Here is a 13,853-nt window from a genome sequence, read left to right as displayed (position 1 = left end):
ATATTGAATACTACAATACCAAACGGTTAAAGGCAAAATTAAAAATGAGTCCGGTACAGTACCGAACTCATTTTGAGAAAGCTGCCTAATGAAATAACCGTGTCTAACTTTTGGGGGTCACTTCATTGTTCGCGACTTTATTGCGTGTATGTTCTTGTTATTCGAGTTCATTCATGTTCAAAGCGGCGGGTTGGCTACTCCCATTTGTATCCAACCTTCCTTTGAAGGACCATATACCGCAGGGATATTCAATCCCGCCTGACGCATAAGAACGGTAACCTGCCCTCTATGATGAGCAATGTGTTTAATCAATCCCATAAAGATGGTAGCATTTGATTCCTGACGTCCAAAAGCATTTTGAATTTGTTTTAAACTCTCATCCGTCCATTGTGCTTCCAGAGCCGTCGCTACCTCTGAACTTATAGTTCTAAAGGTCTCGGCGATTTGTTTCGCGGAGGGTACATCATCAGAATCTTGCACCTGATCGAGAACAAGCCCGAATTCAGTCAAATATTCAGGGGTGTTCGTTACGAAATGCCAAGCAATTCTCCCCAGCGTCCTGCCTTCAGGATATACTTGCTGTTGTAAAGATTCATCCGTCAAACTGTCTAACACCTTTTGTGTTAATTCTGCTTCCCTCTTCCATTCTGTAATAAAATCAGAAACGGTTGTATACATGATTGATTCATCCCTTTCTAAGAAACTAAGTTCAATATTTGATGGATAGGATGTAAGATGATCATCCTTAAGTTCATCATATCTGCTAATAGTGACAAGGGTTGTCATAGTTATTTTTATCATTTAGCGAACAACCGAACTGCAAGCAAGAGCGCCACCAAAACCATGACAAACCCGGACCAACCCAGATTGTCAATGGAGGAGCTGCTGATCACCAATCCGCCGATTCCTGAGCCGAGGGCGAAGCCAAATTGGATAAACGAAGTGTTGACGCTTAAGGCAATATCCGGCGATTGCGGGACCAGGGTAACTAAATACAACTGCTGTGCTGGAGATGTCGCCCATGTGGCGGCTATCCATAACATGATTAATGGAACAACAGCGTAGATCGAGCCGTTGAACCAAGACAACAGCAGCAACGTTCCCGCTTGGATGGACAGTCCGACGTAGATCGTGAATCTGGATCCCTTCGTATCCGCTAACCCCCCTCCGAATTTGGAGCCAGCAAAGCTGCATATCCCCGAGATCAATAGAATACCGGAAAGCGCCGTTGCGGATAACTCACTATTCTGCTGAAGATAGGGGGATATAAACGTAAATAGCGATGAGTATCCTCCGATATAAAACAGCGTAATGACTACAGCCAGCACCATTTTTTTATCTTTTAATATCGACAGCTGCATTCTAAGTGTAATGGCTTTTTGCTCCGTAATGGACGGAACCTTGGAAACGACCGCCAAGAACGGAATCACCATCAGCAAGCCAGCAATGACGAATAAGGTTCTCCACCCCATGGTTTCGCTCAAGAACGTGCCGATCGGCACGCCGAGCACCAGAGAGCTGCTAAGTCCCATCAATATGGTGCCGATCGCACGGCCCCGATTCCGTTCTTCAACCATACGCGTGGCTACGGCCATTGCAATGACCGTGGCTGTTCCACCGCTGAGTCCCTGGATCATTCGAGTCATCAGCATCATTTCAAATGAGTCACTAACATAGACGAGACAGCTGCTGAAAATAAATATGCCGAGCATGACAAGCAGCATTTTTTTTCGGTCCACCCGGATGGTTGCGGCGACCAATACGGGTGCGCCTATTGCTGCAGAAAGTGCGAATGTCGTTACGAATGATCCAGCGGTGGACGTCGCAATGCCTAGATCCTCCGCTACGATGGGAAGAATTCCGCTTATGATGTACTCGATCGTTCCAATGAGAAACACGGCCAGGGCAAGCAAATAAACGATCCATTTATTACTCATGCTCGTTCCTCTTCGTATTCAATTGGCAATTGAATTTCGATGAGACAAACCCCCGGCTCACCTGATAAGGGCACATAGGTTTCTCTTCCGGGCTGGTCGCTTCGAACGAGATAACCATGCTGCTCAATCCATTCGGCAAGATCCAGGCAGGCCGATTCGGAGTACACCGAATCCGAGCGAAATAACAGTGTGGCCATGGTCTCAGAAGGCAGGAATCGATACTGGAGATGCTCCGGCAGCTTGAAGGTGTCCGATTTCACGGCATAACCGGCTTCGAACTCAAACACATGCTCCTTGCTGCCGGATACGTTCCACAACAGCGTCTGCGGACCGTATAATAGAGACTTGGCTCGGCCATCATGCAGCCCATCGAACATTTCGAAAAGGCTTGGGATAACCTCAACGGTACCATGGGAAGCATAAGTGATCATGTGCATGGCTTCAACGCGCTTCAAGACAACCTCTTGTTTATTATTTACTTTTCCTTCCCGTTCCAGGAGCTGCATTCTTTCTTTTACCCGGACAAGCCTAGAGCGCTCCATATCAAGCTGCCGCGCGATTTCACTCTCCTTGAGCCTCAGCATGCCCCGAATCTGTTCTGTTGAAATATCTTCATGAAGGAGCTGCGCGATCTGCTGTAATGTAAATCCCAATTCCTTATATATGACGATACGGTTGATCTCCAGTAGTTGTTCGGCGTAATAATACCGATATCCCGTCGATTCATCGGTCATGGCTGGCTTCAGGATTCCGAGCTGATCATAATAGCGCAGAGTTTGTAACGGAATTCGGCTCAGCCTGGAAAACTCGCTGATTTTAAACAATGCTTTCACCCTCTATCTTGATTTATTGGTTAGAGTATAAACTCTCTAGTTAGGTATAAAGTCAAGAGGGCTAATTAAATTTGTACGCAAGCCGCGATGGTAGGGACTGTTCCGTGACACATGTTGATCGATTTAAAGCCTCTCGTTAAGTTAACAATCACCAGCAAGCTATTGCCTCTCTATGACAATTTTCCAATTGTGATTACAAGCAGCTGGGATGCTTCCGCGCTCCGAGATATACTGTTCCACTAACTCCGCGGTGTCGATCAGTATCTCCCGTATCACTCTCTTCCCTTGGAACATGCTGTAATCTCCTCCTCCTCTGGCCCGGTAGCTGTTCAGGACAACATCCAGCTCCATCCCGCCCGGCAAGTCTGCGCCGTTATATTTCAATCTGCTGACCCTTGATCCCGGCGCGCATGCAATGTTTAATGTATATTCAATGCCTTCCCACATGTCGTAATTATAGTGCTGCGGTTTCGGCTTCATATATGCCGGGTTCACGGCAGGAGTCCCGACTGGGCCGACCGTAAAATAACAGGCTGTCTGTTCCAGCGCGTCCCGGATGTCGCGTCCGGTCAGACGAAGTACGACCAACGTATTCGGATATATGAAATTCGTAAGGATATCCCGTCTTGTGATAACGTCTCCGAACCCCTTGGAATCTTCACTGAGTAATGACGTACATGAAACGTTGACACCCGCATATTCCATCTGCACGCGATGGATAAACTCGATAAACGGATGCTCCGCCAGCCGACAGGCTGTAGGATCGTATATGCCCATGTCACCCTCGACTCGTCCGATCGGCTCGTCGAGCCATGCCTGGGTCCGTTCTTCCATTTGCCGGCTGGAAGCTAACACCACTGTATCAATCGTCGTCCCTGTGTCCGCTCGCAGTAACTCGGCCCGTTTCTCCACAACCCTCCAGCGCTCCTGTTCCTTAACCAGATCCACACGGATCTTGCCGATGGCCTGACCATTGAAGCCGGGTTGGACAACTGTCACTCCGTGCACCTGCGTGGCCAGCAGCCGATGCTGATGCCCGGTGATGAGCACATCGATGCCCTTCGCCTCGACACACATGGCATAAGCCTGGTTCTCCCCGGTGATGCTTTCCGCCGGCTCCCCGCTTTCCAAATCGCACTCAAATCCACCGTGGTACGCAACGATCATCACATCGGGCTGCTCCTCCAGACGGATGCGCGGCACCCATTCCTTCACGGTTTCCAATGCATCTTGGAATTCGAGACCCTGAATGTGGGACGGATTCTCCCAGCTCGGAATGTAGTGTGTCGTCACACCCAGAACCGCCACCCGGATGCCACCGATGTGCTTGATTAGATAAGGCTTACCAAAGGCGGGCTCCTTGCTATCCTGCAACCGGATTCCGGCTGACAACCAAGGGAACCGGGAAAACTGCACTGCTTTTTCAAGCGTCTCCATACCATAATTGAATTCATGGTTACCCGGAACAGCTGCATCGTAGCCCAGCTCATTCAGCGCACCAATCAACGGATGGATATCCGTACTGCTTTTAACTGCATAGGAAGCCAGCGGAGAGCCTTGAATCAAATCTCCGTTATCGATCAACAGCAGATCCGGATGGATAAGCCGCTCTTCACGGATCAGGGTCGCCAGCTTGCCGAGTCCTATATCCCTTTCTTCCCGTGTCCGGTAATCCGTAGGGTACAGATGTCCGTGTAAGTCACTGGTGGCCAGCACGGTAATCGTCATTTTATTCGTCGGGTTCATACCATCTCTCCTGTTCACAACTTATTCAAGCCATTCTATCAACTGAAATGCAGTTTTATATTAAAATTCCAAAACTTTACAAAGAGTTATCATTTCATTGACAGACTATTAACACTCCCTCCGTATAGTGGAGCAGGTAAGACTTGTCACTAACTTATAAATGGAGGTCATTGTTTTGAAAAAATGGATGAAATTCACCATGCCCCTGTTATTGTGCGTCGCTGTCATCAGCGGATGCGGCGGCGGAAATACCGACACCGGCGGCAAAGCCGCGGCGAACGCCGGGCAGGAGAACTCGCAAGGCGCAAATACAGACAGCAGCGCGACCACAGAATCTACCGGGTATGTCCCTGATAAACTGACGGTCCAATTCGTTCCTTCCCAGAATGCCGACACGCTTGAAGCCAAAGCCAAGCCGCTCGAAAAGCTGCTGTCCGACAAAATCGGGATCCCCGTTGCGGTCAGCGTATCGACTGACTATAACACGATTGTAGAAGCGATGGCTTCCAAAAAGGTGGACGTCGGTTTCCTGCCGCCAACCGCGTATGTCCTTGCAAAAGAGAGAGGCGCTGCTGAGGTTATTCTGCAGGCCCAACGTTATGGCGTCAAGGATGAAACCGGCGAGCCTACGGATGAGCTTGTGGATTTCTACAAGGCGATGATGATCGTGAAAAAGGATTCCGCCATCCAATCCGTAGCCGACCTGAAAGGCAAAAAAATCGCCTACCAAAACGTTTCTTCCTCTGCCGGTTATGTGTGGCCAGCCGCAGTGTTGATGGATAACGGGATCGACCCGCTGAAAGACGTCGAGCCGATTACGGTAAAAGGCCATGACCAAGCTGTCCTTGCCGTATTGAACGGCGATGTCGATGCAGCTGCCATTTTCCAGGATGCCCGTAATGTCGTCAAGAACGATTACCCGACCGTATTTGAAGATACACGCGTACTGACTTATACGGAGGAAATCCCGAACGATACGATCACCGTGCGATCCGATATGAGCCCGGAATGGATTGAGAAGCTGCAAACCGCGTTTATCGAGATCGGCCAGGACGAAGAAGGCCACAAGATTATCTCGGAAATTTACACGCATGAAGGTTATGTCAAATCCGATGACAGTCATTTCGAGATTGTCCGTGAATATGGCAACAAGGTTAAGACCGAGTAAACGATAAGGGACTGGGTGCCATGATTGAAATTCGCAACGTTTCGAAAACATACGCCAATGGAACCAAAGGACTGAACCATATCAATCTGACGATCGGCCGCGGCGAATTCGTGGCGATTGTCGGGCTGTCCGGCGCCGGTAAGTCAACCCTGCTGCGGTCGATGAACCGGCTTCACGACATTACCGAAGGCAAAATCGTGATCGACGGTAAATCGATCACAGCGGCCAAGGGCAAAGAGCTGCGCCGCATCCGTAGAGATATCGGCATGATCTTTCAAAGCTTTAACCTTGTGAAGCGCTCCTCCGTGCTCCGCAATGTGCTCGCCGGACGCGTCGGATACCACTCCACCCTGCTTACCATGCTCGGCCGATTTCCAAAGGCCGATGTAGATCTCGCTTTTCAGGCACTCGACCGGGTAGGCATCGTCCAGAAAGCCTATGCCCGGGCCGACGAGCTATCTGGCGGGCAGCAGCAGCGAGTCGCGATTGCCCGAGTGCTCGCGCAGGAAGCCAAGATCATACTGGCGGACGAGCCGGTTGCTTCCCTCGATCCTTTGACCACGAAGCAGGTCATGGATGATTTAAAACGAATTAACGCGGAATCCGAAATTACGACGATCGTGAATCTGCATTCGATCGATCTGGCCCGGCAGTATGCTACGCGGATTATCGGATTACGCGCCGGGGAAGTTGTATTTGACGGACCTGTATCGGAAGCGACGGACGAGCGGTTTACGGAAATATACGGACAACCATTCGGCAAGAATGAGGTATTGGAGGATACGGCTGTATGAAGATGGAACTGGAAACGGCGCCGTTCAAACCATCAGCTCAATCTCCCCTTCTTCGCCCGAAACCACCTGGAAAACTGAAGTATTACATGACTACAGCTTTCCTGCTCCTTCTCGTCTGGGGCAGTGCGCTGCAGACGGACGCTTCCTTCATGGAGCTTGTGGAAGGTCTGCCGAATATGCTCGACCTGCTGCGGGAAATGTTCCCGCCGAAATGGAGCTATCTCGACAACATTTTGGAAGCCATGCTGGAAACGATACGCATGGCGCTGATCGGAACCACGCTGGGCGCCGTCCTGGCCGTTCCGGTGGCGCTGCTCTGTGCAGATAACATGGTCAAAAATCGGTGGATCACCTATCCGGTTCGCTTTCTGCTAAACTTGATCCGCGCGATTCCCGACCTTCTGCTCGCCGCCTTATTTGTTGCCATAGCAGGACTCGGTCCGTTACCGGGGATTTTTGCCTTATCCGTCTTTTCACTGGGTCTGATAGCTAAACTCACCTATGAAGCGCTGGAAGCGATAGATCCTGGACCGCTGGAAGCGATGACCGCTGCCGGAGCAAATCTGCCGCAGTTGATCGTGTACGGTGCAGTCCCGCAGGTTCGGGCGCATTTCGCTTCTTATACGCTGTACACGTTCGAAATCAATGTCCGTGCCGCTGCCGTGCTCGGTCTGGTGGGAGCTGGCGGGATCGGTCATTATTATGAAGTGACACTCGGTTTTTTTGAGTACGACAAGACATGCATGATCATCATCTTCACCCTGATTGTTGTCCTCTTGATCGACTATCTTAGTGCGAAATTGCGGGAGAAATTGTTATGAGCCAATCATGGAACGACATCGTTCCCCAACCGAAAAAAAACCGGCTTCGCTGGCTTATCTACGTTATGCTGGCCGTCGTTTATGTCTGGGCCTTCTCCGGTATTCCGTACTCTGGCATTAAGGAGACGGCTGGTCAGGTGACAACGGCTATATTCTCAGGTTTGCTTTCGCCCGATTGGGATTTTGTCTATTTACCAGACGGAGAGGATTTGCTGCAAGGCTTGCTGGATACGCTGGCTATATCCATTCTGGGGACGATCATCTCGGCGGTCATCTGTATCCCGTTCGCTTTCTGGGCCGCGGCCAACATGACCGGGTCCATATTCGCCTCCGGATCAGGCAAAGTGCTGCTCAGTCTGATCCGCGTCTTTCCTGAAATCGTAATGGCACTGTTGTTCATCAAGGCAGTGGGCCCCGGCTCTTTTGCAGGTGTGCTGGCACTCGGTTTGCATTCAGTAGGCATGCTTGGCAAACTGTTCTCCGAAGAGGTGGAACAGATCGATACGGGCCCGACCGAAGCATTGATCGCTGCTGGCGCGACACGGTTGCAAATCGTCCGGTTCGCCGTTTTGCCACAGGTACTGCCCGGTTTTCTGTCGTATATCCTCTACCGCTTCGAAATCAATCTCCGCTCCGCCACCATCCTGGGCGTGATCGGCGCAGGCGGCATCGGGACACCGCTTATTTTCGCGCTGAGCTCACGAAATTGGGACCGCGTCGGCATTATTTTGCTCGGAATTATTGTCATGATCACCTTGATCGACTTGATTTCGGGCGCGATTCGAAAAAAGCTCGTTTAACGGAGGGCCATGAATAACTTTGGAAGTATCCTCCATACTAGTGATGAACAACATCTTACAACCAAGGAGGAACCATGATGCTCGACAATTTGGAAAGCGACTACAACTGCGCGAATGCTGGCGACGATCTCCATCGGCTCAAGCAAGAGCTTGCCGCTTTGCGGGAACAGGGTACGGAAGGCCAAGAAACACAGGAACAACTCAACCGATTGGAGAATCAAATCTCCTTCATTATGAACAAATGCGATATTAACCATTAACGTTTAATCTACACACTTCTTCGAGATCTGCAATGATCTCGCCATTACCTGCATGACGTAATTGATTTTGAAAGGTATCTGACACCTCGAAAACTCTCCATGATTAAAAAACCCGTATCCGTGAAAGGATACGAGTTTTTTTTAGTTTCGCTATTATTCGTCAATCTGCTTGATTCTTAAATATGAATTCCTAACTAAACAAGGCTTTTGTGACATTGAATTAGCTGAACGGTCGAATGTAAGACATACACAGACGGACTGTATAATAGTTAAGTAGCCGGGTCGTCCTTCTCGTTCTCAAATAAAATAAGTGAAAAACCGAACCTTTTTTAAATAGAGAGACAATATAGGGTGTAAGCCGCTTACCCAGGAGGGCCCTCTGAATGCAAAGTGAATACATGTTTCAATTACTCAAACAAATGAAAGACGGTGATCAACAGGCGTTTCGTACGATGTACGATGCCACCTATCAGGACGTCTACCGGACCGTTTCCTTTCTGGTGGATCATCCGCAGGACCGGGAAGATGTCATGAATGAGATTTATATGCAAATGTGGACGTCACTTGCCAATTACGATACGAATCGGCCTTTCCATTTCTGGCTGCACGGCTTGGTCATCCGTCAAGTGCAGAGATTTCGGGTCAAGCGCTGGCGGAGATTCCGAATTTTTGAACGCATCCGTTCCTTCTCTCGGGAAGAGCCGCATTGGGATCAACCTTCTGTGTTGATGGACGGCACGAACCAAATGATATCGCAGGCTATCCAAAAACTGACGGATAAACAGCGAGCTGTCATTATCCTCCGCTTTTTTCACGACTATACGCTGGAGGAAATCGCGACCATAATCGACATCCCGCTGGGTACAGTCAAGTCCAGATATCATGCAGGCATCCAGGCGCTTCGAAAAAACATATGGAATCTCCCTCCGGAAAGGATGGAAAAGATCAATGACTATTGAACGCATTATCCGTGAACACTTGCGCAAGGAAGCAGAAACGATGGATTGCCCTCCGGCAATTTCCAACCGAATAGCACGATCCTATTCACAATATGTGCAACAAAAAAGGAGCGAGAAACCTATGAAAAAACGATTAATAGCTGGAATAGTGACGACTGCGATTTTGATTCCAACCGCAGCATTTGCTGCCCCTCCGCTCATTGAAATGCTAACTAGAACACCGATGACGATTGAACAAGTCAAAACGGATGAGGTTGGCAAAGCAACACTTGAGAAGCTGTATCGCGCATTTCCTGAAACAAAATCGTATGAGATTATCGAGGCAAGCAACGTTCAAGGTGTCCAAACCAGCATCATCCTCCAGGAAAAAGGGGGAACCGGCAAAAAGATTACACTGCATACAAACAGTATGACAGGTGAGATTGAACATGTGATTCAAGAGAATTGGGAGCCTAAGGAGAAGCCACTCACTGCTTTAACCGATCAGGACATCAAGTCGAAGGTTGATGATCTTCTGAATAAAATGTATGGCAGCATGGAAGAGCATGAGTTTGCTATGGAGAAAATGGAGAATCCGGATCAGAAAACGTTGATGTTGAATTACACCCAAAAGGGATCAGAAACACCCTTATATCAGGTATTCGTTCAGGGTAATTCAATCAGTGTTTCTTTGATTAAAGGTGTGACTTCATCTTCAAACAATACAGTGGAAGGTTTCTTCTCTACCAATGGTAAGCCTGATTATTTTGCAGATGCCTATTTAAATGATGACAAACTGTTTGCTTTACTTAACATGAGCGCAACCGAATTAAAACAAGAATTAGCAAAAGGTAAATCTGTAGTGGAGATTGCAGCAGCTAAACATGTCTCGAGGGAGCAAGTAATAGATGTCATTGCAAAAACACAGGTTGATTTACAAATGCAAGGTGAAGCTAATTGCGATGTTCCTAATAGCAACCATTCAAATGAGCAAATGTTAAAAGCTATTGAACCAAAAGTATTACAAGTTATTGAATACAAAACGGACACGCCAGCGAAAAAATAACTCATTAATCAAACAAAAGCCGGATTCCTTAAAGTAGGAAACCCCGGCTTTTTCACTATTAATCAGTTCTAATCGTATATTTTCGTTAATTTGTTGGTGGTACTCCGTCTACTTCTTTCATAAACGTTCTAAAGTTTTCAGCGATTTCTTTGAAGTGGGTATGGTGTAAATAATGTGATCCATCCATGGTTATTACTTTTCCATGTACCGAATCTTTGATCTGCCCTTCATGCAGAGATATCCATCCTTCTACACCTGCATTATTCGCTTGTACAAAGAGAAGAAGTGGAAGGTCTTTAGGAAAGGTTAAATCTTGAGCCCCTTTAAAATTAGAAGAAATATGTTCCATCTCGTTCAAAGTCGTGGGAGTATACATGTTTTTATTCGAAATCATTTTCATTTGCTCTACCGTTTGATTTTCAAATGCGAGTCCTGTATAGGGGTTAGCACTTATTTTCATTCCCAATCTTAAAAGACCTGATTTTTTGAGGAATGCAAACGTATTTATAGGTAATTTGGCATCCATACCGGGTTGCGTTGGAACACTGCTATCGATTCCGACAAATGCAGACACCTCGTCCGGATATCTGTTCACATAATCAATACCGTAAATGCCTGCAATCGAGTGGCCCATGAGTGTGTATTGATCGATATTAAGCTGCTGTAGAGCTTCATGAACTTCACTTACGATATTCGCCGTGGTTCGCTCTTTTTCAATTGCATCACTTAATCCATAACCGAAAGGCTCAACGGCGACAACTTTGTAAAATGGAGATAATTCATCGATGAGCAGCTTAAAATCAAGAGCTGGTGCTGCTGTTCCATAACCAGGCAGGAGCACGACTGTTTCTTCGCCTTCTCCCTGAATGAACACATTCATATTTTTCCCGTCTACAGATACGTGCTGGCCGTATGGCTCTATTCGTTTCGCCTCCGAATTACTACTGATCACATTCGTGATATAAACAATACCTAGAAAAAGAACCATGGCTATCACGATTGCTCCCATGATTTTTAGTACTAGGTCTCGCACTTTCTTTGTTTTTGTGCTATTCCCCGTTTTCTTTTCCACTATTTGTGTCACTCTCATCTTCTCCTGTCCTGATCTGTTTATTAGGCTGCATTAAATCGGCGACTAATGAAAGTGTAACCAACCAAGATGTACTCCTCATGACGGCAATATGAACGGAGTATGAACAGACAAAAAAAGCTCCGGCTCACATACAAGGAAGTTTACATGTGAGCAGCGGAAGAACGAGGGCTAGTCGATCCAATGGATGGATACTCCAGGAATCTAACTAATCTGGTGGGGGAGTGATTGGCAAGGTAACAATGAAGGTAGCTCCTTGACCCGATTCACTTTCCACTCGGACGTCACCTTGATGCAGGGATACGATCTGTTTAACGATGGCAAGTCCCATACCGCTGCCGTCATACTTGCGACTGTGGGAACGATCGGCCTTGAAAAAACGTTCGAATATTCGCTTCTGGTCTTTGAGAGAGATACCAATGCCAGTATCGGATATTCGAACAGAGACGTATTTGATATCTTGTTTGATGCTGACGCTAATCACGCCGCCGTCCTTGGAAAATTTGATGCTATTGCCAAGGATGTTCGTCCATACCTGATTTAACTGATCATGATCAGCCGTTACTTTAACGGTCTGCAGATCAAGCTCAAAATGAATGTTGTGAGCAGACCACTGCGGCTGCAGCGCCACGATGACTCGCCGGATCTGTTCATCAAGGCTGAGTGTGACAAACCGCAATTGCTGTGACTGCGACTCAAGCATACTCAGCTTGAGCAGGCTATCACTCATTTTGGACATCCGCTTCGCTTCAGCGATGATAATATCAAGATACCGGCTTCGTTCTTGATCTGAGAGGTCCACTTGCTTGAGCGCTTGAGCATAACCGGATATTGAGGTGAGCGGGGACTGAACCTCGTGCGACACGTTCGTTACAAATTCCCTGCGCATCTGCTCCAGCTGCTGCAGATCATGCGTCATTTCTTCGAAGCTGCGAGCCAACGTCCCCAGCTCACTCGTTTGCTTAATATTCAGCTTGACGTTGAAATCTCCAGTCGCTATACGTTTGGTTGCTTTTGTCAGCTTTTTGATCGGTCTTACCAGAAATACTGAAGCAACCAGAATCAATAAGCTTCCTGCAATCAACAAATAGGTTGCAAATATCAATGCCCAGTTAATGACAAATGAGGCGGAAGGAGGGGCGAGCATTTCCAAAAACATCGCCTTCGTTCCCACTTCCGTTTTTAACGGCAAACCTAAGAAAATTGAGGCAATACCATTTGAAGTGTCTTGAACAACGCTTCCATTTAATACTTTTTTTACTTGCTCCATCCTCACAGTAGCAGGTTTGTGTCCGTTAAGCTTTCCGTAAGACTGGAATTGACCCGTTGCTTCATAAATTCGAATATGATAGAGTTCGAGCTGCTTCATTTCACTTACGAACAAGTCCGCTTCACGTAACGGAATGGTCTTGTATATCCGGACGATGTCTTCGCCAAAGTTACGTAAGTTGATTTGAGCGTACTCGTTCAATTTTTCTTTGAATATCCAAGAGGACATAAAAAAAGCAATGATCGTTCCTGCGATGACGGAGACCAGAAATGTCAGGACCACACGAATATATAAGGATCTGATCATTCATAAACCTCAAGCCGATACCCAAGCCCGCGAACCGTTTCGATCCGAAAATCGGGTGTAGTCGCAAACCGTTCACGCAGGCGCTTTATATGTACATCTACCGTTCGGTCATCTCCTGGGTAATCGATCCCCCATATCTGATCAATCAACTGCTCGCGAGTATAGACTTGCCCGGGTGTTCCGGCGAGCTTATACAGCAATTCGAACTCCTTGAGCGGCAGCGTGAGCGACTCCGTCCCTCTCATCACCTTATAGGTCTGCCTGTCAAGAATGACGTTTCCGAACTGAATCATCTGCGTGGAGCCGATTCGATATCGTTTCAATAATGCCTTAACGCGAACCGTCAACTCCAACGGATCGAATGGTTTCGTCAAATAATCATCCGTCCCCAGTTCGAACCCCTTCACCTTCTCCCATGTTTCGGCTCTTGCTGTCAGCATAAGTAACGGAAGATCAGGATTGGCTCTTCGCAGCTCCGTGCACAATGTCCAGCCATCCATAATCGGCATCATAATATCAAGCACGACAAGATCAATATGGGTTTCGGCGTACACGGTTAGTGCTTCCTTGCCGTCCGCGGCTTCGACCGTTGTAAAACCTTCGTTTCTTAAAAATAAACAGACGAGTTCGCGAATGTTCGCATCGTCGTCAGCAACCAGTATTATAGGCATCCGTTCCCTCTTTTCCAGTTATCCATCTCATATTCAAGTAACCATTATACTATAAGTATAATGAAATACTCCCATACTACCTAATCACCTTTCCCGGGATTTTCAATGAAATGCACCCTCATCTCCTTTCTTCCGTACACGAAATCAGCGCCT

Annotated in this window: 15 protein-coding genes; 8 read left to right on the top strand and 7 right to left on the bottom strand. The window is 47.6% G+C overall.

The genetic code is table 11. The annotated features are described in order from the left end of the window. On the top strand, nucleotides 1–89 hold an 89-nt coding region (locus AK95_RS33565; RefSeq protein ID WP_162487591.1), incomplete at its 5' end, for an IS3 family transposase. An 88-nt stretch (nucleotides 90–177) separates the two neighbouring features. Here AK95_RS33565 and AK95_RS20155 read toward each other — a convergent pair. From AK95_RS20155 to AK95_RS20140, 4 genes are all read right to left on the bottom strand, one after another. Further along, nucleotides 178–678, bottom strand: a complete 501-nt coding sequence (locus AK95_RS20155) for a DinB family protein (RefSeq protein WP_071221704.1) — start codon at nucleotides 676–678, stop codon at nucleotides 178–180. Between the two features lie 119 nt (nucleotides 679–797). Next, nucleotides 798–1,937 carry an MFS transporter gene (locus AK95_RS20150; RefSeq protein WP_071221701.1) on the bottom strand — a complete coding sequence of 380 codons (1,140 nt, stop codon included), beginning with the start codon at nucleotides 1,935–1,937 and terminating at the stop codon, nucleotides 798–800. Beyond that, entirely contained in the window at nucleotides 1,934–2,761 is an 828-nt protein-coding gene (locus AK95_RS20145) for a MerR family transcriptional regulator (RefSeq protein WP_071221700.1), read from the bottom strand. Before AK95_RS20145 ends, AK95_RS20150 begins: the two co-directional genes overlap by 4 nt. A gap of 168 nt (nucleotides 2,762–2,929) precedes the next feature. Continuing rightward, nucleotides 2,930–4,516 carry a bifunctional metallophosphatase/5'-nucleotidase gene (locus AK95_RS20140; protein WP_071221699.1) on the bottom strand — a complete coding sequence of 529 codons (1,587 nt, stop codon included), beginning with the start codon at nucleotides 4,514–4,516 and terminating at the stop codon, nucleotides 2,930–2,932. A 160-nt stretch (nucleotides 4,517–4,676) separates the two neighbouring features. On the opposite strand from AK95_RS20140, the gene AK95_RS20135 reads away from it, so the two are divergent. The 7 genes from AK95_RS20135 (at nucleotide 4,677) to AK95_RS20105 (ending at nucleotide 10,363) form a co-directional block, all read left to right on the top strand. Then, nucleotides 4,677–5,684 (top strand): phosphate/phosphite/phosphonate ABC transporter substrate-binding protein, encoded by a 1,008-nt coding sequence (locus AK95_RS20135; protein WP_071221698.1) that lies wholly within the window; start codon nucleotides 4,677–4,679, stop codon nucleotides 5,682–5,684. Nucleotides 5,685–5,704: 20 nt separating this feature from the next. Next, a complete protein-coding gene (phnC, locus tag AK95_RS20130) occupies nucleotides 5,705–6,478 on the top strand; it encodes a phosphonate ABC transporter ATP-binding protein (RefSeq protein WP_071221697.1) in 774 nt (257 codons plus the stop codon). Next, nucleotides 6,475–7,299 carry a phosphonate ABC transporter, permease protein PhnE gene (gene phnE / locus AK95_RS20125; RefSeq protein WP_071221696.1) on the top strand — a complete coding sequence of 275 codons (825 nt, stop codon included), beginning with the start codon at nucleotides 6,475–6,477 and terminating at the stop codon, nucleotides 7,297–7,299. The genes phnC and phnE (AK95_RS20125) overlap by 4 nt, the downstream gene beginning before the upstream one ends. After that, nucleotides 7,296–8,099 (top strand): phosphonate ABC transporter, permease protein PhnE, encoded by an 804-nt coding sequence (gene phnE / locus AK95_RS20120; protein ID WP_071221695.1) that lies wholly within the window; start codon nucleotides 7,296–7,298, stop codon nucleotides 8,097–8,099. The genes phnE (AK95_RS20125) and phnE (AK95_RS20120) overlap by 4 nt, the downstream gene beginning before the upstream one ends. A gap of 77 nt (nucleotides 8,100–8,176) precedes the next feature. Next, nucleotides 8,177–8,359 (top strand): DUF2524 domain-containing protein, encoded by a 183-nt coding sequence (locus tag AK95_RS20115; protein WP_071221694.1) that lies wholly within the window; start codon nucleotides 8,177–8,179, stop codon nucleotides 8,357–8,359. A gap of 383 nt (nucleotides 8,360–8,742) precedes the next feature. After that, nucleotides 8,743–9,318 carry a sigma-70 family RNA polymerase sigma factor gene (locus AK95_RS20110; RefSeq protein WP_071221693.1) on the top strand — a complete coding sequence of 192 codons (576 nt, stop codon included), beginning with the start codon at nucleotides 8,743–8,745 and terminating at the stop codon, nucleotides 9,316–9,318. Beyond that, nucleotides 9,308–10,363, top strand: a complete 1,056-nt coding sequence (locus tag AK95_RS20105; protein WP_201259413.1) for a hypothetical protein — start codon at nucleotides 9,308–9,310, stop codon at nucleotides 10,361–10,363. The genes AK95_RS20110 and AK95_RS20105 overlap by 11 nt, the downstream gene beginning before the upstream one ends. Nucleotides 10,364–10,448: 85 nt before the next feature. Here the strand turns inward: AK95_RS20105 and AK95_RS20100 are convergent, their stop codons facing one another. The 3 genes from AK95_RS20100 to AK95_RS20090 all read right to left on the bottom strand — a co-directional run bounded on the left by AK95_RS20100 (nucleotide 10,449) and on the right by AK95_RS20090 (nucleotide 13,700). Continuing rightward, complete coding sequence (locus AK95_RS20100; RefSeq protein ID WP_071221692.1) at nucleotides 10,449–11,447, bottom strand: alpha/beta hydrolase; 999 nt, start codon at nucleotides 11,445–11,447, stop codon at nucleotides 10,449–10,451. Between the two features lie 214 nt (nucleotides 11,448–11,661). Continuing rightward, a complete protein-coding gene (locus AK95_RS20095) occupies nucleotides 11,662–13,029 on the bottom strand; it encodes a sensor histidine kinase (RefSeq protein WP_071221691.1) in 1,368 nt (455 codons plus the stop codon). After that, nucleotides 13,026–13,700 (bottom strand): response regulator transcription factor, encoded by a 675-nt coding sequence (locus tag AK95_RS20090; protein ID WP_071221690.1) that lies wholly within the window; start codon nucleotides 13,698–13,700, stop codon nucleotides 13,026–13,028. The genes AK95_RS20095 and AK95_RS20090 overlap by 4 nt, the downstream gene beginning before the upstream one ends. Between the last annotated feature and the right edge of the window lie 153 nt (nucleotides 13,701–13,853).

It is taken from the genome of Paenibacillus sp. LC231 (assembly GCF_001860525.1).
Lineage (GTDB): Bacteria > Bacillota > Bacilli > Paenibacillales > Paenibacillaceae > Paenibacillus_AQ.
This window is presented reverse-complemented; position numbering and strand designations above follow the sequence as displayed.

Bases quoted from the DNA above. Each gene is read 5' to 3' on its own strand.
- AK95_RS20155 (WP_071221704.1), bottom strand. From the start codon at position 678: ATGTATACAACCGTTTCTGATTTTATTACAGAATGGAAGAGGGAAGCA.
- AK95_RS20150 (WP_071221701.1), bottom strand. From the start codon at position 1,937: ATGAGTAATAAATGGATCGTTTATTTGCTTGCCCTGGCCGTGTTTCTC.
- AK95_RS20140 (WP_071221699.1), bottom strand. From the start codon at position 4,516: ATGAACCCGACGAATAAAATGACGATTACCGTGCTGGCCACCAGTGAC.
- AK95_RS20135 (WP_071221698.1), top strand. From the start codon at position 4,677: ATGGAGGTCATTGTTTTGAAAAAATGGATGAAATTCACCATGCCCCTG.
- phnC (WP_071221697.1), top strand. From the start codon at position 5,705: ATGATTGAAATTCGCAACGTTTCGAAAACATACGCCAATGGAACCAAA.
- phnE (WP_071221696.1), top strand. From the start codon at position 6,475: ATGAAGATGGAACTGGAAACGGCGCCGTTCAAACCATCAGCTCAATCT.
- phnE (WP_071221695.1), top strand. From the start codon at position 7,296: ATGAGCCAATCATGGAACGACATCGTTCCCCAACCGAAAAAAAACCGG.
- AK95_RS20115 (WP_071221694.1), top strand. From the start codon at position 8,177: ATGCTCGACAATTTGGAAAGCGACTACAACTGCGCGAATGCTGGCGAC.
- AK95_RS20110 (WP_071221693.1), top strand. From the start codon at position 8,743: ATGCAAAGTGAATACATGTTTCAATTACTCAAACAAATGAAAGACGGT.
- AK95_RS20105 (WP_201259413.1), top strand. From the start codon at position 9,308: ATGACTATTGAACGCATTATCCGTGAACACTTGCGCAAGGAAGCAGAA.
- AK95_RS20095 (WP_071221691.1), bottom strand. From the start codon at position 13,029: ATGATCAGATCCTTATATATTCGTGTGGTCCTGACATTTCTGGTCTCC.
- AK95_RS20090 (WP_071221690.1), bottom strand. From the start codon at position 13,700: ATGCCTATAATACTGGTTGCTGACGACGATGCGAACATTCGCGAACTC.